The following is a 21,298-nucleotide window of genomic DNA, read 5'->3' as shown; positions in this document are numbered from 1 at the left end:
CAATAACAAGGAGGAAGATAAAACATGAATATCAATTTACAGAACAAAATCGCATTGGTAACAGGTTCCAGTGGAGGGATTGGTGCTGCTATCGCTGGAGCGTTGGCTCGTTGCGGGGCGAAGGTTGCTGTGAATGGTCTGCATAATATGGAGCGGGCGGAGGAAGTCGTGACCGCAATCCGGGATGCTGGTGGTGAAGCGGCGGCATTTCAGGCAGATGTGACGGATACGGATGCGATCAGAGCGATGATTGAAGATATTACACACCGTTTCGGCGGTCCAATTGACCTGTTGGTTAACAACGCGGGACATCTGGTGGAGCGAAGCCCCATTGAAACGATGAGTGAGGAGCTGTACAGCCGAGTTATGGATGTCAATCTGAAGAGCACCGTCTTTGTCTCCAAAGCAGTCATTCCTGGCATGAGGGCGGCTGGTGGCGGACGAATTATCAATCTGACCTCCGTAGCGGCCCATAATGGGGGCGGGCCGGGTGCAGCTATTTACGCAGCATCCAAGGCGGCTGTCATGGCGTTGACCAAAGGGCTTGCCAAAGAGCTTGCCCCTGGCGGGATTACGGTGAATGCGCTCTCCCCGGGCTTCATCGGACAGACGGCTTTCCATGCTACGTTCACCTCGGCAGAAGGCCGGTCTTCTGCGGTAAACAGCATCCCGCTTGGACGGGAAGGGACTCCCGATGATGTCGCAGGAGCGGCGTTGTACCTGTGTTCCGACCTGGGTTCTTTTATTACCGGAGAGACGCTTGAAATCAATGGTGGCATGTATATGCGTTGATGTTACAACATTGTGATAAGGAGGGGGAAAAACGATGGAAGTGAAGCGAAAGCTTGCAGAAAGATCGTTGTACCAACCCATCAGCGGGCCGTTCCATGTGGACTATGCCCCTGACGAGCATTCCGTTCTGGCAGAGAATCCGCCAAGGTTTACCTGGATGGCGGCACAGCAGGAGGATGAGAATGCCTATCTGCTGCAAGTGTCGGCGAGCCCTTCTTTTCAGGAAGAAGAGACGATGACCTTTGCGCCGCTCCCGTATAACTTTTTCACGCCTGACCGGGTGTTTGAACCTGGGGATTATTATTGGCGATATGCGCTGCTTGTAAATTATCCAGTGCAGCAAGGGAGTGAAGCCGAAGGGCATGCTTCGCAAGGGAAGCAAGGGGAAATGTCGGCTTGGAGTGAGGTGCGGCGGTTTACGGTGTCAGCGGGATTACCGGAAACACCGCTGCCTTCCCGGGCACAGCGATATGTTTCCACAGACACGTCTCACCCACGGCTGTGGCTTGGTGAGCGTGGGCTGAATGCACTTGCGGATGCCATTGCGTCAGATGCTACATACTGCGGCTGGGATGCGTTTATGGCAAATTCCGTGGAGCCATGGGCAAACCGTGAGCCCATTCGTGAACCGCAGCCTTACCCGGAGAACAAACGTGTTGCCGCACTCTGGAGGCAAATGTATATTGACTGTCAGGAAGTGTTATATGCGATTCGTCATCTGAGTATCGCTGGGCGAGTGCTTCGAGACGAACGGCTGCTTGAAGCGGCGAAAACCTGGCTGTTGCATGTGGCAGCTTGGGATACGGAGGGAACGACCTCCCGCGATTATAATGACGAGGCGGCTTTTCGGGTCGCAGCTGCGCTTGCTTGGGGTTATGACTGGCTGCATGATGAGTTGAACAGTGAAGAGCAGGAAGCGGTCAGGCGCAGTTTGCTGCGGCGGACAGAACAGGTAGCCCAGCATGTGATGGTCCGCTCGAAGATTCATCATGTACCCTATGACAGCCATGCGGTGCGTTCATTGTCTTCCGTGCTTGTGCCCTGCTGTATGGCCTTGTTGCATGAGGAGCAGCAGGCTGCAGAGTGGCTGGATTATGCAATCGATTATTATGCCTGTCTGTACTCTCCTTGGGGAGGCAGTGATGGGGGATGGGCCGAAGGCCCGATGTATTGGACAACAGGCATGGCCTATGTGACCGAAGCGATGAATTTGCTGCGAAACTATGCGGGTATCGACTTTTTCCGTCGACCATTCTTCCAACGTACCGGGGATTTTCCGTTCTACGTCTATCCGCCTGATGCACGGCGCGCCAGCTTTGGGGACCAGTCTACGCTGGGTGACCCGGTAAACTTGAAAACAGGTTATCTTGTGCGCCAACTGGCTGGGGTTACAGGCAATCGCTGGTACCAGTGGTATTTTGAGCGTGTACGTCAATCAGACCCGGGGACCGAGGGAGCTTTTTATAACTACGGTTGGTGGGACTTTAACTTTGACGAATTAGTATACCGCCACGATTATCCGCAGGTGGAGGAAGAGTCGCCTGTGGATATCGAGCCGCTTAAATGGTTCCGTGATGTGGGGTGGGTAGCCATGCATCATCGGATGGACGATCCGGATGAGCATATGATGTTTCTGCTCAAGTCAAGCCGTTATGGCTCGATCAGCCACAGTCATGCGGATCAGAACAGCTTCACTTTGCATGCATTCGGTGAGCCACTCGCCGCGGATACCGGCTATTATATTGCGCATGGAAGCTCCTTTCACCGGGAATGGCGCAGGCAGACACGCTCCAAAAACAATCTGCTGATTGGCGGAGCAGGGCAGTATGCCGAGAACAACAAGGTGCTGAATATGGCTGCAACCGGACAGATCGAAGAGGCCTATTGGCGGGATGGCGATGGTTATGTGCGTGCGGTAGCGACCGATGCCTATGCCAGCACTGTTCCCCATGTGAAGCGTGTTGTACGGGAAATTCATTTTCTGCAATCCGCCTACTTCGTTATTGTCGACCACATTGATCTAGAGAAACCGGACAGCATTCAATGGCTGTTCCATGCACTGCACCCGCTACAGTTGAAAGGGCAGAGCTTCCGTCTGAACGGTACTAAGGCGGGGCTTGAGGGGACATTTGTATATGCTTCCTCCGGTGAGCTGTCGCTTAGCCAGACGGATCAATTTGCAGAGGTGGACCCGGCAGAGTACGAAGGGCTGGACAGACATTATCATCTGAGCGCGGAAACGCGGTCTGCCACAAGTCATACAATTGTTACGCTGCTTGTACCTTACAAGATCGAGGAGCCGAAGTATGTCCCTTATTTCATCGATGACCAAGATCACGGTATCCATCTCTATTTTACCGACAACGGTGTAACAAAGAAGATCGAGGTATCCAAGACGTACTAGTAAGTGCTGACCTAAAGAAAACGCAATCTCATCTAAAACATCCCCATTGTTGCAGGCGGTGGGGATGTTTTATCATCTTCATGAAAGCGCTTCACATATAAGTGATACCTAAACCTAAATCAGGATGAAAAGAGGGGTAGCATGAAAAAGTGGATGGTCACAGGCATGGCGCTATTGCTGGCGGCAACCTTCATGGCGGGATGCAGCAAGGGAAGCGGGGCGGAATCCGGTGAGAATGGAGGAGACGGCAAGACGAGGTTCTCCATGTCATTGCGAACGCTGGCGTATACGTATGTGGAAAAGTCACCGGACATCAACCAGGATAAATGGGTGAAAAAGCTGGAGGAGCTGACCAATAGCGATCTGAAAATCGTGCTTGTGCCTCATAAGGAATATGAGCAGAAAATGGTCCAGATGTTTGCCACCAATGATATTCCTGATGTAGTGCAGGGTGATGGCGGCGTCAACGGTAAGGAGATGGCCGGTTCGGTCGAAGCCGGAGTATTCCAGCCGCTGGATGAGCTGTTGCAGCAGTATGGGCAAGATTTGCTCAAAGCCGTGCCGAAGGAAGCCTGGGACCAGGTAACCCATGACGGGCAGATCTATGCCATCCCCGAATATTTATCCAATCCATCCCGCCGGGCAACCTGGATTCGTAAGGATCTGCTGGATCAAACGGGATTGCCAGTGCCTACCACGGTGGAAGAAACATTGGAAGTGCTGCGCGCCTTTAAAAAGCTTGGCGTGGAGAATCCATATATGGGGCGTGAAGATTTCAAATATGCGGATACCTTCTTTGGTGCCTATGATGTGCAGCAGTTCCTGTCCATGATGGAGCAGCAGGGCGACCAGATTGTACCCAAATTCATGGATAACGAGAATATGCAGCAAGCCCTGACGGTTTATAAGACGATGTACGAAGAAGGGCTGATTAACAAAGAGTTTGCGACCATCAATTCGACGGTATTCAAAAATACGATTCTCTCCGGCAAGGCGGGCATGTGGTCGATGAACGCCAACGAACTGATTCAATGGGAGAAGCAGATTAAAGCGTCGGTTCCCGATGCCAAAATCGAAATTATCCCTTCCCCTGTTGGTCCCGACGGAAAGGGTGGTTATTATCTGTACGGTCCGGTGACACGTGCTTACTTTATCAATAAGGATGCGGCTGATCCGGCTTCCATTATCCGTTTTTTTAACTGGATGGTTTCCGATGAAGCAGAGAAGTTTTTCACGTATGGCACGGAAGGAGAAACCTACACAGAGGATAATGGCGTGATTTCGTACACGGCTCCAACGGATTCCGCTGGTGTGGACGAAGAGCGTTACCGTCAGTCGTTCTTATGGTTTGTACAGGACACAACATACAATAAAGGCTCGTTATCGCTGACAGAAGAAGGCAGGAAACTGATGAATATTTACGATACGATTTTAGCCAAAGAAGGCCGGGATGGCATCAACTTTGATCCGCGGTTGGAGGCCTTTGTGCAGAATCCCGAGATTGCTCCCAATTCGGATACACCTCCTCAAGTATTGCTCACACACATGATCAAGATGGTTTATGGTAAGGAGCCCATCTCCGATTGGCCAAAAGTGGTTGAGGAATGGAAATCCAAAGGTGGCGATCAGGCCATCGAGGAAGCTACGGAGAAATTTAAGAAGGGTGAGGGAGTGTCAGCCCCGCGTCGCTAACTATATAAGTTGAACAATACATTTACACGATCACAGCGATCGGAAGGTTTTTCTGTCATTGGAGTGGCAAGTCAGGTGAATACGGAGGGATACAAGTGAAGGACTTGTTCAAAACGTGGACGAAGCGGGCTGTACTTGTTGCCATATCTTTCATACTCATTACCGGTATCGCCATTCCTGTGCATGAAGTCTGGGCGATGGAAGACGATATTCCTCATTCTGTTATCAATGCTGCTGCACAGGAAGAAAATATCCCGGAACCCGAGGGGCCCGAGCTGGAGATTTACGCGGAAAACTTTGATGATCCCGACAATTTTGGCTCTACGGGCGGAATTGCATTGAAGGCACCATGGCATCAGGATGGTGCGGGCGGGAGCAAGGCCAAAACGTCTTCTTCAACAACCGCACCATCCCAACCCAACATGGTCAAGATAGATGGAACCGATGCACTCGCGCTGCCACTTGATCTGACCGGCTACGGAAACATCCGGCTAAGCTACTACACAAGAGCTTCCTCCTATATAAGCGGAAGCGTGATTATTGAATGGTCGAAGGATGGAGGTATTTCCTGGACGACGTTGGAGACGTTTGAACTTCCTCCAGGAACTCCAGATATGAAGAATAAGGAAGGCAATACCTTAAAAAGCTGGACGCTGGGTTCCGAAGCGAACAATAACAGTACAGTGAATATTCGATTTCGGACAGGAGATGCCATGCAGGCCAACATGTATATCGACAATGTTGCCATTTACGGTCAGGCCATTCCGGGTATAACGCCTGCCCCTTCCCCAGTGCCGCCTGGAGAAGAGAATACTGAGTTTACGCCACCACAAGGAGTGACTTTATACGAGGATGTGGAGATTGGCATGGCTGGTGGGCGGGCGATGTATTCATCCATTGCCGTTCCCGAGACAGCGGCAGCTGAACCGATGCCAGTCATGATCTATATTCACGGAGGTGGGTGGAATCACGGGGATCGGAAGCAGGCATTGAACTCAATATGCAATTATGTACTCAAACGCGGTTACATCGGTGTATCTCTGGACTACCGGCTCACGCCTGAGGCGCCTTTCCCTGCCCAGATTCAGGATATCAAACTTGCTATTCGATATTTGCGGGCCCATGCCGCCCAGTACAATCTGGACCCAAGTCGTATCGGCGTCTGGGGATCATCTGCAGGCGGTCACCTGGCCGCATTACTCGGGACCACGGGGGACTTGGTCGCTGGTGATCCCGTCGTGCTTGATACAGGGGTCACGGTAGAGGTACCGGATCTCGAAGGTTCTGGTGGATGGCCTGAGTATTCGGACAAAGTGCAGGCGGTTGCCGACTGGTACGGACCCGCTGATTTTACGACGACATTTGCCAATAATTATAGCTCTGTCACGGCTCTGCTTGGCGGTCATCGCGCATTGGATGTACCGGAACAGGCCAGACTTGCGATGCCGGGCACCTATGCTTCACCTGATGATCCACCGTTCTGGATTCGCCACGGGGATGCTGACGCCACCATTCCATACACGGACAGTGTTACTTTTGCAGAGCAGCTTCAATCTGCGGGTGTGCCGATTGTGGATGTGAAGATTGTACCTGGTCAGGGCCATGGATTTACAGGTGCAGCTTCTGAGAATGCCAATGCGGAGGCATGGGCCTTCCTGGATGAACATGTGAAGAACCGGATCGTTACGGAGCCAATTATTTTCAAAAGCAACCCCGAAGATACTTCATCCGGCGAGGGCGAAGATGAAGTAGAACGACCGTTAATGGAGAAGGTCATCGCCAGCAAGCTGCCAAGCGACGATGCGGCGATTGACAGCAGCAAGCCTGATCTGAATTTCAATCAGGCTACAGGTTCCAGTACCGGATTACTAAGCATCTCTTCCACTTCGTCGACCAAGAAATATGTATATCTCAAATTTGATATGACCGGAAATGATTCCGAAGGAGACCGGTATCGGCTGCGGATTGCAGCGAAGAAAGGCACTTCGAATACCGCTACGGAGTTGTCCCTGTACGGTTTGGATGCTACAGACTGGAATGAATCATCATTAACCTGGTCGAATGCCCCCGTACAAAGTCTGAGCGAAGCTTCGTTGCTGGGCACATTCCAGGTCACGGCAGATCGGAATGGAAGTCCGGCCGTCTATGAAGTGGATGTAACCGATTATGTGAAGAGTCGTCCAGATGCGGGGCAAGTGGCATTTTTGCTCGCGGATGCGGGATCAACTGGCGTCTCTGTAAACGTCTATACTAAGGAAGCCAACGGAACGAGCAATCCACGTCCACAGTTATCGGTCATTGCTTTGATCGAAGAGGGCAGTGACACGCATTCACCCGAATGGGAGCAGGGAGCCGAGCTGGAGATTCGTAACTGGGGAACGGATTTTGCGGAACTGAGATGGCCCGCTGCCAGTGACGATACGGCTGTATATGCTTACCGGATTTATCGGGATGGCGTTCTGCTGAGCGAACAAGGTAAGCAGTCATTTCGGGACAGCGGACTTGCAGCTGGAACATCGTACACCTTTCAAGTGAGGGCGATTGATGAGGCCGGCAACGTCAGCACTGCTTTATCAACCGAAATGACAACCCTTGACGTCCCGGTATCGTCCCTGCCTGTGGCTTCCGTCACGGCAAGTGGCAGCGATGGTAACCTTGCGACCAATACTCTCGACAATAACAGCTATACACGCTGGTCTGTTGCAGGAGAGGGGCAATGGATCACATTTGATCTGGGGCAGGTACAGCCAGTGGGTTATGTTGGGATTGGTTTTTACAAAGGGGATATCCGAAAGACATTTTTTGAGATGGAATCGTCTGTTGACGGTGAGCAGTGGACCCAGATATTTAACGGCGAAAGCAGTGGGGATACAACCGAAATGCAGGCGTTTGATATCCCGGACATATCTGCACGTTATGTGCGAATCACCGGGCGTGGCAATTCCGATGCAAGTATTTACACAAGTCTGACCGATGTGCATCTGTATGCTCCTTTTGCAGGGGGAGGGACACCTGTGGCTCTGATTCCATACATCGTGCCACAACCACCTGAAGGGACGATGCCCTTTATCGCACCAGGTCTGACGGAAACAGATGGCACACCACATGCTGTCCATGCTCCACATGCCGTGACCGGACGTACAATTGATGTGCGGGATTATGGAGCAGATCCTGCTGACAACACGAGTGATGACCGCCCTGCTATACAGGCTGCGATGGACGAGGCCAACGTTGGGGATGAAGTGTTTTTCCTGATGGAGTGTACAATTTGTTATCCGGGCCGGATGGCAGCACCAATCTGATGCTCAAATCCGGAGTGAATCTGAGAGGTGAGAGCCGTGAAGGAACTGTGCTCAAGACATCGCTGAATCAGGTGACGGGAAGTGCCGTTCTGAAAGCATCGGCTCAGCATAGCATTCTCGTATCCAACATGACCATAACTTCAGCCTGGTCCGGCAGCTACACGACCGATCATCAATCCAATAACCCCTCCGCAGGGGGGCCGGATAGCATGATTCATATCGCCAATTATGGCGAGGCACCATCGTATGACATTACGATTGACGGCGTAATTGTGGAGAAGTTCAAACGAATGGCGATCCGTATTGAGCACAGCCGCGATGTTGTTGTGAAGCATGCAACCTTCCGCAATTCAACAGATCTGGGCCCTGGAGGTTCAGGTTACGGCATTTCCATTCAGGGAACAGCCAAAACCGATCGACTCGGCTTTGACAATGATACGTTATGGAATGTGGTGGAGGACAGCGTGTTTGAGGGACCTTATCTGAGACATGGAGCGTTGATCCAGTTTGTGGCCCATAATAACGTGCTGCGTGGCAATACTTTTAGCGGAACAAAGTTGGACGCCATCGACCTTCATGGTGAACTGGAGTATTTAAATGAAATTTCCGGCAATGTCATTACGGACGTATTGACAGGCGCAGGGATTGGGCTCGGCAATACCGGGGGTTCGGCGCCCAGCAACCACAGCAAGTCTGGCAAAGGGAACTACATTCATGACAACACAATCACGAACAGCCGAATCGGTATTTCGGTAACAATGGGTACCCCCGATACCCTAATTGAGGATAATCTCATCGAGAATACCGCTATGATTGCAGAGGCAGCAGGGATCAAAGTGTTGAACGGACCGGGCACGGTGATTCGCGGCAATGTAATTCTTAACAATACGGCGAGCGGTTACTGGGGTGTGAGGCTTGAGCGCGACAAAGGTGATGCCGGAGCAGGCAATATCGGCGAAGGGGACCCTGAGAATGTGTGGATTGAACATAACCGAATCGAAGGGAATACAAACGGAATCGGACTCTTTGCCGGAGTAGGCATTCTAATGAAGGCCAACATTTTAAACAACGTGAATGAGGACTACTACAAAGCAGCAGGTGTAACCGTTACCGAGCAATAAAGGATCAGAAAAAGTAGCCTGATAGGCTACTTTTTGTTATGAATCATTAATTTAAGATTCACCTTAAAGGTTTGTCCTATTCACAGCAGGCTGCCGGATCTGTTCATGAACAGCTCAAGTCGGTAGAGCAGATCAAGGAATCTGCGGCTATTTTGTCCGATGTGTCGACAGAGCTCCAGACCTCACTTAGTCCGTTTAAGATTTAATATCTGTTACAATAGGGAAAAGGAGGGACTACAATATGGCCCCTGATAAAACAAAACTTTTCCCGAATGAGAATATCCGTACGGTATGTTACATTCAAAACCTTCCGCCGCGTTCCAACGTGGACATCGGTGATTATACGTATTATAGCGATAACACGAATCCGCCAGAGCAATTTTATGACCGGATACAGCATCATTATGACTTTATTGGTGATCGCCTGGTCATTGGCAATTTTTGTGCAATTGCGGAAGGTGTGACATTCATTATGAATGGTGCGAATCATCGGATGGAGGGGATGACCACGTATCCGTTCAACATTTTTGGTGGAGGATGGGAGCGTGTGACACCTACACTGGAACAACTTCCATATAAGGGTGACACGGTACTGGGGAACGATGTTTGGCTTGGACAAAATGTAACGATCATGCCTGGTATCACGATTGGAGACGGGGCAATTGTTGCCTCTAATTCAACCGTTGTTAAGGACATTGAACCCTATACAATTGTTGGTGGTAATCCAGCCAAGACTGTTAAAAAGCGTTTTGACGAAGAGACGATTGCACTGCTGCTGGAATTGAAGTGGTGGGATCAGGATGAGGAATGGCTGGATACGCATTTGGAACGTCTTGTCTCTACATATGATCTCCAGATCTTGCGCGAACTTCTGAACAGCAAATAGGATGGTTGTGCATAAAAGACAAATAAGCTGGTTCCTGACAGAGCCGGCTTCCAAGCAAATCAGGCCCTGGACCGTTTTGAGCGGATCAGGGCCTCTTGTTGTCCAAGATGAAATGTTAATTTAGCGGGTGGATGGTCGTAGGTTGCAATCAGACTGTACTGATGGGGGCTTTAAATGAGTATGAGCTTCTGTATGATCCGAGTTTGTCTGTTTGCCTGAGTAAAAGTTAATGATATCATCAACGGTAGTAAACACGACATTTAAATCCATATTATCATTGTGTGTTTGAATAAAAACCTCTTTTCAATGGGTTGTTACGTTTGTTACGTGGTTTAATTTAAAGCTTCTTTCATGCTTAAACCTGCTGTGAATACAGGAACTTTACCTGCAGGTAGTTGAATTTCCTTGCCTGTTCTCCGACTTTTGCCTGTTCTTGCCTCACGCTTCTGTACTTCGAATTTCCCAAATCCAACCACTTGAACTTCTTTACCTTCTTTGAGAGCTTCGAGAATCGAATCCAATACAACGGTTACAGCTTTTTCAGCATTCTTCTTGGAGAAACCGCCAGCCTTGGCTACTTCTGTGATCAATTGTTCTTTATCCATGGGGAATACCTCGCTTTCATTCTTGGGATGTGGAAACTTTGCTGTGACACATATGAGTAAATAAAAAGCTGCCTTATTAATAAGGCAGCTTTCATATAATTAAAGTTTAGTAACGTTCTCAGCTTGTGGTCCACGGTTACCTTGAGTTACTTCAAATTGAACGCGTTGACCTTCGTCCAAAGATTTGTAACCTTCACCTTGAATTGCACTGAAATGAACGAATACGTCTGTTCCTTCTTCAGTTTCGATAAAGCCGAATCCTTTATCCGCGTTGAACCATTTCACTGTACCTGTTTGCATGTGATTCCTCCAAAAAATAAGTTTTTAGCCGATCATTATGACGAGTATAATTTAAAATTGACACTCACCTGGTGCATTTAAACCACGAACTTGATGTCCGCTAATGTATCGATTAATATGATAATACCATGTCCGCTAATATAAGTCAAGATTTGGAGGTAATTTCTAATGAATCAGTCATCAGGGATTTCGGTGCAGCGGGAACCGACAGTAGAGGAATTCATACATATGCTTGCTAAAGAGGGAGAATTGCATCCCAAAACCGTGAAGGAATATGCAAGTGATCTGAAGCACTTTATCGAATGGTACAAGGAAAGCACCATGCTCAGCGAAGAGTTTTCACTGCGAATTGAAGATGTGGATACATCCACTTTAGTCAGTTATCGTGAAGATGCTCACAAAGTTATGTTATTGAAACCAGCCACCATTAACCGGAGATTGATTACGCTGAAGCGTTTTTTCAAATGGGCTGTCTTGGAATCCAGGCTCAGTCATGACCCTTCCAAACCATTAAAATTCATTCCGGAAGACAAAGTAAGTCCACGCCGAATGACATTGGAAGAAGAGCAGGCATTCCTCGCGGCAGTGGAGTATGGTAATTCCCTTCGTGATCAGACGATCCTGACCCTTATGTTTCACACAGGCTTGCGAACGATGGAGGTATGCAACCTCAAGCCTCATGATATCGAACTTGGTAGACGAAGCGGTCACCTGACAGTGAGAGCCGATAAACGCAACGTGCAACGTAAGATCCCTTTGAATATACAGTGTGTTGTTATGTTGAATCAGTACTTATCTAATCTTGCTACCGATCGTGTGTACCTTTTTCCCTCAGAGAAGACAAACGATCGTTTAACGGAGAGAGCACTGCGCCACCTGATTAAAAAAGTAATGATAACAGCAGGGCTGGAAGGACTGAGTTCACACGACCTGCGTCATCGTTTCGGCTACGCCATGGCTGAGCATACGCCACTGCACCGTTTGGCCGAGATAATGGGACACACCAACCCAGATACAACCATGATTTATTTTAAAGCATTAACTACGAATCATCGTAGAGAACAACAATGAAGAATCTGAATTATAATCACAATCAAAACACCTCTTATTAGAAGTACTTCGAAATTTTCCGTGTTTGTATCACTTTAACCTACCTTTAGCATTCATATACTATCCTTCACATTTCACTTAGGCACTGCCCGACAGGGTTGCCTTACCTCTAATGAAGAAAGCGATTACATATCCCTGATAATATTGTATATTATGATGGCAACCTTGGAACAGATCAACATGAGCCTTTGCATTTTGCTTCAATTCGGTGAGCCATAAGAAATCAAATGATTCACAATGCTACATATATATTCGTTGATAGGGCATAAGGCCGTCATCAAAAGGAGGAATCCAAACATGTACCGGGTACTGCTGGTGGATGATGAAGAAGATGTGCGTGAAGGACTTGTTGTAGAGGTCAATTGGGAAGCGCTCGATCTGCGGATTGTCGGTTTGGCTGAGAATGGGCGGGAAGCATTGGAGATGGCGGAGCGGGTGGAGCCGGATATTGTGGTGACCGATATCAGCATGCCATTCATGAATGGTTTGGAACTCGCACAAAGATTGAGGAAGCGTAATCCACTCGTGAAGGTGGTCATTTTGACTGGATATGATGAATTTGATTATGCGAGGCAAGCCATCTCGTTAAGTGTGGATGAATATCTGCTGAAGCCGTTCTCGGCAGGACATCTCACAGAACTGCTCACAAGACTGCGCGCCCAGATGGCGGCTGAAGTGGCTGAGCGTGAAGATGTACAGCAGCTGCGTGAGCACTATCATACCAGTTTGCCTTTATTACAGGCAGATCTGATGGCGACCTTGCTCCATCGACAGAAATCCTCGACATATATTCATAGTAAAGCCAAACAATGCGGATTGGATCTGACAGGAGAACGTTATGGTGTGTCCGTATTGACACTGCATATGGATGGAGATGTACAGAAGGAGAAGTCTGAGGGAGTATTCAGCGAGCCCTCACAGCGACATAACAAAACAACATCCGAGGTAGCGGATCAGTCTGAGATATTCATTCCCGGAGGTTCCTTGCGTCAATCTGAGGATGCTGAACTGAAACGCTTTGCGGCACTTAACATTGCGGCAGAAGTTTGGGCGGAGCATGGGGCTGGTCATGCTTTTATGCATCAGGAGACGATTGTTCTGCTCTATGTGGATCGTACGGGCGGTACAGATGGAGCGAAGCGGCAACAGAAGGCATTGGAAAATGTGATGCGCAGCATCAACCACTATTTACGTATCCCGGCTACGGTGGGATCTGGTCAGATTGTGGATACACTCGCGGATGTGAATCATGCCTATGAAGATGCCCTGCTGGCATTGGATTATCGGCTTGTGCCCGGGACGGATTCAATCATATACATTGCGGACGTGGAGCGACAGACGGCGGGCAAGCTGCGTTTCGACGAGTTGAAGCAACAGTCGCTGACACGTTGTCTAAAGGCGGGTACGCAGGCGGAGTTGGAGGAAGCACTTGCGATCATTTTCCGGGAAATTACAGTGGAACACGGGCGAAGTGATATTCAGCTCTATTTAATTGAAGTATTAACAACAGTATGGAAGGCAGCACAGGCATCAGGGGAAGCGATGGAAGACATCTTTGGTGCAGGGTTCCAGTTGTATGCGGATTTGTTCCGACTGCCGGGACTTACTGAGGCACAGAAGAAGGTACAGGAGGTCTGTCTACTCGTGCAACATCGCATTGCCAGTGGTCGCCAGCATGTATACAAGGATATTGTCGAGCAGGCGTTAGTCTTCACCAAAGAGCATTATGCCGACCCTGACCTATCCATTCAGAAGGTGTGCGGCCATCTGCATATCAGCTCCGGTTATTTTTGTGGCATTTTCAAAAAAGAAGTGCAACTTACCTTCCTGCAGTACCTGATGCAGATCCGAATGGAGGCAGCGCGTGAACTGCTTCGCTCGACAGAGCTGAAGTCATTTGAAATTGCGGAGCAGGTTGGCTTTGCTGAACCCAATTACTTCAGTTTTTGTTTCAAAAAACATATTGGTGTCTCGCCCAAAGAATATCGTAAACAGGCTTCTCAGACAGCAAGTGAAGGTTCAATCCGATGAAGTTTTTTTCCAGATGGGTGAATTCCATGGGACCTCAATTACGCTCTCGTCTGCGTTCGTCCAGAGTCAGCAGTATCCGGTTTATTATTACGTGGTCCTTTTCCGTTTTCATCGTCTTGGTGCTGACCATCATGGCGATGCTTCTGCATGACAAGTTCACGCAGGCTGCCGAGCGAAGTGCGGAACTGACGACGAGACAGATTGTGGATCAGGTCAGTTATAACCTTGAGGATTACGTCCGCAGTATGTCGCATCTGTACCGTGCCATTGAGGAACACATGCTGCGTGACGGGACATGGGAAGGGGAACTGGTGGACAAACAGCTCGACACACTGCTCAGCAGTCGTGAGGATATCATCTCGATTACTCTGCTTGATTCCACGGGGAAATTGCTCAAGAACCGACCTACAGCTGAATTAAAAACCAGCGCCCATGTGACACAGCAAGGGTGGTTTCAGTCTGCGCTTCGTGTGCCGGATCACCTGAGTTTCTCGTTACCTCATATTCAGAACATGTACACAGGCCCATATAAATGGGTCGTTTCCATGAGCAAAGGCATAACGATACGGCAAAATGGTCAGGATCGGCAGGTTATTTTGCTGGTCGATATCAATTTCAAACAGATGGATGAACTGAGCCGTCGGGTCAGTCTGGGGCAACGGGGATATGTCTATATCATCGATGAGAGTGCGGGCAATATCGTGTACCATCCGCAGCAGCAATTGATGTATATGGGACTCAAAAGCGAGAATATCGAACAGGCTTTGGTGGCTTCCGGCAGTTACGAAGATGAAGCAGATGGACAGAAAAGGCTGAATACCGTGAAGTCCGTTGCCAATATCGGGTGGAAAATCGTCGGTGTTGCCTATCTGGATGAGATTATGACAACGCGCCAGGAAGTGAATGGATATCTCATTCGTGTATTGGTGGTTGTGCTGGTACTGGTCATTCTCGTATCCCTGTTTCTCTCTTCCAGTCTGACTCGTCCGATCCGGCGTATGGAACGTAAGATGAAAGCCGTGGAGCGAGGCGATTTCAACGTGGAGTTGCCTATTGAAGGGCCGCTGGAGGTGGAACGACTATCCCGTCGCTTCAACCTCATGGTCAATAAAATTCGCACCCTGATGGATGAGATTATCCATGAACAGGAACAGAAGCGTCGTCTGGAGCTGGAAGCCTTGCAGGCCCAGATCAATCCTCATTTTTTGTACAATACGCTGAATTCAGTAGTGCGCATGGTAGGCATGAGTCGCAATGAAGAAGTGATTACGATGATTACATCACTCTCGCGCCTGTTTCGCATCAGTCTTAGTCAAGGTAAAACGATTATCACGATCAGGGAAGAGCTGGAGCATGCGCAGCATTATTTGACGATTCAGCAGATGAGGTTCAAGCACAAATTCAACTTTACCATCCATGCAGATGAGACGCTCCTGGAATGCCTGACATTAAAGCTGGTGCTCCAACCCCTGATTGAGAATGCCATTGTTCATGGCATCGAGTACCACATGGACGAAGGAAGTATTGAGGTTGATGTTTATCGTGAGGACAACAAGCTGGTGTTTCGCATTACAGATAATGGGGTCGGCATGACGGAAGAACAGATGTCGGGATTACTAAGTGGTCGTCCTGTGGTCAAAAGCGGTGCAGGCTCCGGCGTAGCGGTACGCAACGTACATGACCGAATCCGGCTCTATTATGGGGAGGGCTTCGGACTTGAATTTGCAAGTGAGTTGGAAGAAGGAACCACGGTCTGGATTCGAATCCCCAATCAATCGCAGCAGAAGGAGGGCGAGCCTGATGACGGACAATAAGGAGAATAGGAGCGACATCCACAGCCACAGAGTTGTTGGGTCATACATTCGTACTTTTTGGAAAAAGGTTGCTGCGAGCTTCCCTGGAATTCGGAAACGTCGGTTATTAACCCTGACAGTTGCAAGCTGCTGTCTGCTCATATGCAGCGCCTGTGGCTTATCGAGTCCCGATACTACGGCAGTACCGCCACGTATCGCGCTGATTACGCCAGCTGGGACAGGGGAACTTGCGGAAGCCATCCGCCTTGGGGCCGAAGCGGCTGCCAAAGAGAGTGGAGCCGAACTGATTACCGTGGAAGCATACCCTTCCAATGGTGATGTGTACACGCCTACCATTTTGGACTCTGCTGAAAATCAGATGCAGGTCAAACAGGCAAATATCAACAGCCAAACGTTGTCTCGCAGTGCGCGAGAGCAGGCTCAAGTGGAGGCCGCCGCATCGGCTCTGAAGCAGGGGGCATCAGCTCTATTGGTTGATCCCCTAAGTGAGAAGGCACTTAGTGACATCATTCAGGAGGCACAGACAACGAATTCTGATAGGACCAATGTTCCTGTCATTGTGCTTAACGATGAATTTCCCGTGAAAGGCATCACCAGTTTCATCTCGATGGATAATGTTGAGGCGGGAAGACAGGCCGGCCAGGCTATGGCGGAGCTTCTGGAAGGGAAAGGGCATGTGGCCTTATTGGGCCCCGATCCTCTTAATTCTGGTCTGATTCAGAGAGAGCAGGGAGTTATGGAAGCCTTGGTACAGTATCCTGATATTCAAGTGGAACCCAAATCGATATGTAATACACGGGATGGATGTTGGCAGACTGCGAAGCAATTGCTGGACCAGCAGGAGGTGGATGGCTTCATTACTCTTCAGGAACCTGCTTCTCTGGGAGCAGCTGATGAACTGAATCGACGCAAATCGGCGGACAAGGTAAGGATTGTTGGATTTGGAAGTGAACAACAGCAACTGGAGCAATTGCAGGAAGGGGTCTTTGATCATCTCATCGTCCAGAATGGATATAGTGCAGGTTATCTGGGATTGAATCAAGCCGTTGCGCGGCTGAACAATCAACAGGTGCAAGCGAGAGTGCTACTTGAGACGAAGCTGGTTAGCACTGACAATATGTTCTGGATGGATAACCAGAAGCTGTTGTTTCCTTTTGTACAATGAACCAATGACAGAACGAATGCTGAATGAAGAAATTAAGGTGTTTGTTAACTTGAGGAAGATTTCGATAGAACAGGTGAAGATATTGTATTCGAATTTAATGTAAACCCTTTCATAATAAAGACATCGGTGAAGCCGAATGAACTTGGGGGAGGTCATTAGGATATGAAGAAAACATGGATGACACTGTTGATTACGGCATGTATGGTTGTGGCGGCGGGGTGTAGCAGCGGCGGAGACGGCGCAGGTGGAAGTACGGGAACAGATACAGGAGGCCAGACAGCAGCCAGTACGGAAACGCCCAAGATTGGTGTTGCCATCTACAAATTTGATGATACATTCATGACGGGTGTACGTAATGCAATGACAGCAGCAGCGGAAGGTGTTGCGACTCTGGATATCGTGGATAGCCAGAATGCACAGCCGACCCAGAATGAGAAAGTGGATCTGTTTGTATCCAAGAAATATAATGCGATGGCTGTGAACCCGGTGGACCGGACGGCGGCAGGGGTCATCATTGACAAGGCCAAGGCAGCGAACATTCCAGTGGTATTCCTCAACCGTGAGCCAGTAGCTGAAGATATGAACAAGTGGGATAAAGTGTACTACGTAGGAGCCAAAGCGGAGGAGTCCGGTACGATCTCCGGTCAGTTGATTGTGGATTACTGGAAAGCACATCCGGAAGCGGACAAAAACGGCGATGGCAAACTGCAATACGTCATGCTGAAAGGGGAACCGGGTCACCAGGATGCAGAGCTTCGGACCAAATATTCGGTTCAGGCGATCCAGGATGCTGGTATCGAAGTGGAAGCACTGGCGGAAGACACGGCGATGTGGGATCGGGTGAAAGGTCAGGAGAAAATGCAGGCATTCCTGGCTTCGCATGGTGACAAGATCGAAGCTGTTCTCGCAAACAATGATGACATGGCCTTGGGAGCCATTGAGGCATTGAAAGCAGCCGGATACTTCAAAGATGGCAAATCCATGCCGGTTGTAGGTGTGGATGCAACAGCTCCAGCCATTCAGGCTCTCCAGGATGGCACGATGCTGGGCACGGTGCTTAATGATGCCAAGAATCAGGGTGCAGCCACGGTGGCACTGGCTTCCGTACTTGCCAAAGGTGAGACACCAACAAAGGAAAATACCAAATACGACATTACAGATGGTAAATACGTCTGGATTGCATACAAGAAGATTACAAAAGACAACATCGCCGACGCCCAATAACAGCACGAGACAGGGACGTCCGACATTCGGGTAGCGTCCCTTTTTTGCCGGTCATATGGAAGGGAGGAACCAAGATGGAGTCAACTTACCTGCTGGAGATGAATGGAGTTTCCAAAGCATTTCCGGGTGTGCAGGCACTAAGTCAGGTCACATTGAAAGTGAAACCGGGGACGGTTCACGCCTTGATGGGAGAGAATGGAGCGGGGAAATCCACACTTATGAAATGTCTGTTCGGCATGTATCGCCCCGATGAAGGAACGATACGCATCGAAGGAAAGGATGTGGATATTCCGAATTCCAAAGCGGCCCTTCAGCAAGGCATATCCATGATTCATCAGGAGCTGAATCCGGTCCCGCATCGTCCGGTGATGGAGAATATATGGCTGGGTCGTTTTCCGATGAGGGGAATACTGGTGGACGAGAAACGGATGTATACCGATACGCTGGCCTTGTTCAAGGACTTGAACCTGGATATTGATCCGAAGGCTCAGGCGGGAACATTGTCTGTCTCCAAGATTCAATCCATGGAAATTGCCAAGGCGGTCTCTTTTCAATCCAAAGTCATCGTCATGGATGAGCCAACTTCTTCCCTGACAGGCAAGGAAGTGGATCAACTCTTCACCATTATTAATGAACTGCGCAGTCGCGGCGTATCCATTATCTATATTTCACACAAGATGGAGGAGATCCTGACGATCTCGGATGAAGTGACAATCATGCGTGATGGTTTCGTTGTCGGGACATGGGATGCTGCGGATCTAACGACAGATCTGATCATTACGCGTATGGTTGGCCGTGATCTGGACGAACGTTTCCCGGAACGGACGAACGTACCCGGTGAAGTGATATTAAAAGCCGAGGGTCTGACATCAAGCCAATCTAAATCGTTTCGTGATGTTTCCTTTGAGCTGCGAAAAGGTGAAGTGCTTGGCATTGGCGGCCTGGTTGGAGCACAGCGGACAGAACTGATTGAGTCCTTATTCGGACTGCGCGGACTCGCTTCAGGTACGATTTCGATTCATGGGCGCAAGGTGAAGATTAACTCTCCCGCAGCAGCGAAGCGTCATAACATTGCGTTGCTCACGGAAGAACGAAGGGTTACAGGGATATTCCCTGTGTTGTCGGTGTATGAGAACACGATCATTGCCAGTCTGGGACGCTACCGAAATCGAATGGGCTTGCTGGACGAGAAAAAGGGCCGCGAAGAGGCACGTGAGCAGACGCAGAAGTTCAGAACCAAAACGCCTTCGGTTAACACGCTGATTCGCAACCTGTCTGGCGGTAATCAGCAGAAAGTTCTGCTGGCCCGCTGGTTATTGACCGACCCCGAGATACTCCTGCTGGATGAACCGACACGTGGAATCGATGTAGGGGCCAAGTTTGAGATTTACACCATTATTACGGAACTGGCTCGTCAGGGCAAAAGCATTATCATGATTAGCTCAGAGATGCCTGAGCTTCTGGGTATGTCGGATCGCATTATGGTGATGAGCGAAGGGCGTCTCACCGGAATCGTGGACGGAGCCAAGGCAACCGAGCAGGATATTATGAGGCTGGCCGCGCAACAGCGGATGGCTTAGTCAGGAGGGAAACAGATGAACACACAGATGATTAATCAAGTAAAACAATATGTAACACAACGCGCCATCTTTATCGTATTGATCCTGCTCATTATTGGTATTGCGATTGCCGATCCGAATTTTCTGGCCTTCTCCACACTGCGGGACATCTTGCAGCAGTCCTCCACACGGGCCATTATTGCGCTCGGTGCAGCCTTTATCCTTGTCACGGGCGGGGTAGATCTGTCCGCTGGACGGGTGGTTGGTCTGACGGCGGTTGTATCGGCATCGATGCTGCAAATTGACGAGTATGCAAACCGTTTCTTCCCCGATCTGCCCCACTTATGGGTGGGTCTGCCGATCCTTGTCGGGATTACCGCGGGTCTATTTGTGGGATTGGTAAATGGACTCATTGTCGCCAAATTACATGTGCCCCCTTTTATCGCAACGCTGGGTACGATGGTTGCCGTGTATGGACTGAACTCCATTTATTTTGATACGGAACCCAACCAGTCACAGCCGATCGGAGGATTGAGAGAGGACTTCACCGTCATTGGCTCTGGATACATTGATCTGGGCGGAGGTTACTCCATCCCGTATATTGTCCTCATTGCTATTGCTGTGGCGTTAATCTGTTGGGTGATCTTCAATAAAACACGTCTCGGCAAAAATATGTACGCGATCGGTGGCAACATTCAGGCGGCGCATGTATCCGGGATTCATGTGGCACGCAACCTGGTGGCGCTGTATGCCATTGCCGGTGCATTGTATGGTCTGGGTGGTGTGCTTGAGGCAGCACGCACAGGTGGAGCAACAAATAATTACGGTAACATGTATGAGCTGGATGCGATTGCCGCATGTGTGGTAGGCGGCGTATCAACGGCAGGAGGTATTGGAACGGTACCTGGGGTTATGGCGGGTGTGCTGATCTTCGGGGTCATTAACTATGGTCTGACGTTTATTGGTGTGAGCCCATACTGGCAGTTGATTATTAAAGGATTGATCATTGTTGCTGCGGTGGCTTTTGATATCCGTAAGTATATGGCGAAAAAATAAGATTAACGTGAAAAGGTTACACCGTTGTACTCCGAGTGCAGTACCATCTTCCGATCGCCCTTATCCCCTGATTTTCTTGATTCCGATATATTAATAGGGGAAAATCCGGTGATAAATGCGAACGCTATCGCTTCTTCAGATTGGTTCTGCACTCTACGTTATGGTGTAAAAATTCCATTCATCTTATATGGAGAAGTAGCAAAGAAGCCAGCCCTCGGGATATAGAGAGCTGGCTTT

16 protein-coding genes are annotated in these 21,298 nt (G+C 49.4%); 14 read left to right on the top strand and 2 right to left on the bottom strand.

Annotation, left to right across the window (positions count from 1 at the left end):
- Positions 1-24 precede the first annotated feature (24 nt).
- The 7 genes from QF041_RS15030 to QF041_RS15000 all read left to right on the top strand — a co-directional run bounded on the left by QF041_RS15030 (position 25) and on the right by QF041_RS15000 (position 10,197).
- A complete protein-coding gene (locus tag QF041_RS15030; RefSeq protein WP_307414756.1) occupies positions 25-792 on the top strand; it encodes an SDR family NAD(P)-dependent oxidoreductase in 768 nt (255 codons plus the stop codon).
- A gap of 34 nt (positions 793-826) precedes the next feature.
- Positions 827-3,196 carry a DUF4962 domain-containing protein gene (locus tag QF041_RS15025; RefSeq protein WP_307414755.1) on the top strand — a complete coding sequence of 790 codons (2,370 nt, stop codon included), beginning with the start codon at positions 827-829 and terminating at the stop codon, positions 3,194-3,196.
- Between the two features lie 141 nt (positions 3,197-3,337).
- Entirely contained in the window at positions 3,338-4,888 is a 1,551-nt protein-coding gene (locus QF041_RS15020) for an extracellular solute-binding protein (RefSeq protein ID WP_307414754.1), read from the top strand.
- A 95-nt stretch (positions 4,889-4,983) separates the two neighbouring features.
- A complete protein-coding gene (locus tag QF041_RS15015) occupies positions 4,984-8,190 on the top strand; it encodes an alpha/beta hydrolase fold domain-containing protein (RefSeq protein WP_307414753.1) in 3,207 nt (1,068 codons plus the stop codon).
- A complete protein-coding gene (locus QF041_RS15010) occupies positions 8,157-9,311 on the top strand; it encodes a right-handed parallel beta-helix repeat-containing protein (protein WP_307414752.1) in 1,155 nt (384 codons plus the stop codon). The genes QF041_RS15015 and QF041_RS15010 overlap by 34 nt, the downstream gene beginning before the upstream one ends.
- 71 nt (positions 9,312-9,382) lie before the next feature.
- Entirely contained in the window at positions 9,383-9,517 is a 135-nt protein-coding gene (locus QF041_RS15005) for a hypothetical protein (protein WP_307414751.1), read from the top strand.
- Positions 9,518-9,552: 35 nt separating this feature from the next.
- Entirely contained in the window at positions 9,553-10,197 is a 645-nt protein-coding gene (locus tag QF041_RS15000; protein WP_017690335.1) for a Vat family streptogramin A O-acetyltransferase, read from the top strand.
- Between the two features lie 332 nt (positions 10,198-10,529).
- On the opposite strand, the gene QF041_RS14995 is transcribed toward QF041_RS15000, so the two are convergent.
- Together QF041_RS14995 and QF041_RS14990 are read right to left on the bottom strand one after the other, a co-directional pair.
- Positions 10,530-10,802 (bottom strand): HU family DNA-binding protein, encoded by a 273-nt coding sequence (locus QF041_RS14995; RefSeq protein WP_074093765.1) that lies wholly within the window; start codon positions 10,800-10,802, stop codon positions 10,530-10,532.
- Positions 10,803-10,901: 99 nt separating this feature from the next.
- Positions 10,902-11,102 carry a cold-shock protein gene (locus tag QF041_RS14990; RefSeq protein ID WP_017690333.1) on the bottom strand — a complete coding sequence of 67 codons (201 nt, stop codon included), beginning with the start codon at positions 11,100-11,102 and terminating at the stop codon, positions 10,902-10,904.
- Between the two features lie 168 nt (positions 11,103-11,270).
- Between QF041_RS14990 and QF041_RS14985 the strand changes: the two genes are divergently transcribed.
- From QF041_RS14985 to mglC, 7 genes are all read left to right on the top strand, one after another.
- A complete protein-coding gene (locus QF041_RS14985) occupies positions 11,271-12,173 on the top strand; it encodes a tyrosine-type recombinase/integrase (RefSeq protein ID WP_307414750.1) in 903 nt (300 codons plus the stop codon).
- Positions 12,174-12,509: 336 nt separating this feature from the next.
- Positions 12,510-14,243 (top strand): response regulator, encoded by a 1,734-nt coding sequence (locus tag QF041_RS14980; protein WP_307414749.1) that lies wholly within the window; start codon positions 12,510-12,512, stop codon positions 14,241-14,243.
- A 26-nt stretch (positions 14,244-14,269) separates the two neighbouring features.
- Positions 14,270-16,057, top strand: a complete 1,788-nt coding sequence (locus QF041_RS14975) for a sensor histidine kinase (RefSeq protein WP_307414748.1) — start codon at positions 14,270-14,272, stop codon at positions 16,055-16,057.
- Positions 16,044-17,222: a substrate-binding domain-containing protein gene (locus QF041_RS14970; RefSeq protein ID WP_307414747.1), complete on the top strand. Its 1,179-nt coding sequence runs from the start codon at positions 16,044-16,046 to the stop codon at positions 17,220-17,222. Before QF041_RS14975 ends, QF041_RS14970 begins: the two co-directional genes overlap by 14 nt.
- A gap of 162 nt (positions 17,223-17,384) precedes the next feature.
- Entirely contained in the window at positions 17,385-18,446 is a 1,062-nt protein-coding gene (locus tag QF041_RS14965; RefSeq protein ID WP_307414746.1) for a galactose ABC transporter substrate-binding protein, read from the top strand.
- Between the two features lie 74 nt (positions 18,447-18,520).
- Entirely contained in the window at positions 18,521-20,026 is a 1,506-nt protein-coding gene (locus tag QF041_RS14960; RefSeq protein ID WP_307414745.1) for a sugar ABC transporter ATP-binding protein, read from the top strand.
- Between the two features lie 15 nt (positions 20,027-20,041).
- On the top strand, positions 20,042-21,061 hold the full coding sequence (gene mglC / locus QF041_RS14955) for a galactose/methyl galactoside ABC transporter permease MglC (RefSeq protein WP_307414744.1): 1,020 nt from the start codon (positions 20,042-20,044) through the stop codon (positions 21,059-21,061).
- Positions 21,062-21,298 lie beyond the last annotated feature (237 nt).

Origin of the sequence: Paenibacillus sp. W2I17 (assembly GCF_030815985.1) — a bacterium.
Taxonomy (GTDB): Bacteria; Bacillota; Bacilli; order Paenibacillales; family Paenibacillaceae; genus Paenibacillus.
Note: the sequence above shows the minus strand (reverse complement) of the source record. Positions and strands in the feature narration are given on the sequence as shown.

What these genes read in the sequence shown, in the direction of transcription:
- QF041_RS14975 (WP_307414748.1), top strand. Translation starts at nt 14,270, where the DNA reads ATGGGACCTCAATTACGCTCTCGTCTGCGTTCGTCCAGAGTCAGCAGT.
- QF041_RS14990 (WP_017690333.1), bottom strand. Translation starts at nt 11,102, where the DNA reads ATGCAAACAGGTACAGTGAAATGGTTCAACGCGGATAAAGGATTCGGC.
- mglC (WP_307414744.1), top strand. Translation starts at nt 20,042, where the DNA reads ATGAACACACAGATGATTAATCAAGTAAAACAATATGTAACACAACGC.
- QF041_RS14970 (WP_307414747.1), top strand. Translation starts at nt 16,044, where the DNA reads ATGACGGACAATAAGGAGAATAGGAGCGACATCCACAGCCACAGAGTT.
- QF041_RS15020 (WP_307414754.1), top strand. Translation starts at nt 3,338, where the DNA reads ATGAAAAAGTGGATGGTCACAGGCATGGCGCTATTGCTGGCGGCAACC.
- QF041_RS14980 (WP_307414749.1), top strand. Translation starts at nt 12,510, where the DNA reads ATGTACCGGGTACTGCTGGTGGATGATGAAGAAGATGTGCGTGAAGGA.
- QF041_RS14965 (WP_307414746.1), top strand. Translation starts at nt 17,385, where the DNA reads ATGAAGAAAACATGGATGACACTGTTGATTACGGCATGTATGGTTGTG.
- QF041_RS15030 (WP_307414756.1), top strand. Translation starts at nt 25, where the DNA reads ATGAATATCAATTTACAGAACAAAATCGCATTGGTAACAGGTTCCAGT.
- QF041_RS14960 (WP_307414745.1), top strand. Translation starts at nt 18,521, where the DNA reads ATGGAGTCAACTTACCTGCTGGAGATGAATGGAGTTTCCAAAGCATTT.
- QF041_RS14995 (WP_074093765.1), bottom strand. Translation starts at nt 10,802, where the DNA reads ATGGATAAAGAACAATTGATCACAGAAGTAGCCAAGGCTGGCGGTTTC.
- QF041_RS15025 (WP_307414755.1), top strand. Translation starts at nt 827, where the DNA reads ATGGAAGTGAAGCGAAAGCTTGCAGAAAGATCGTTGTACCAACCCATC.
- QF041_RS15000 (WP_017690335.1), top strand. Translation starts at nt 9,553, where the DNA reads ATGGCCCCTGATAAAACAAAACTTTTCCCGAATGAGAATATCCGTACG.
- QF041_RS14985 (WP_307414750.1), top strand. Translation starts at nt 11,271, where the DNA reads ATGAATCAGTCATCAGGGATTTCGGTGCAGCGGGAACCGACAGTAGAG.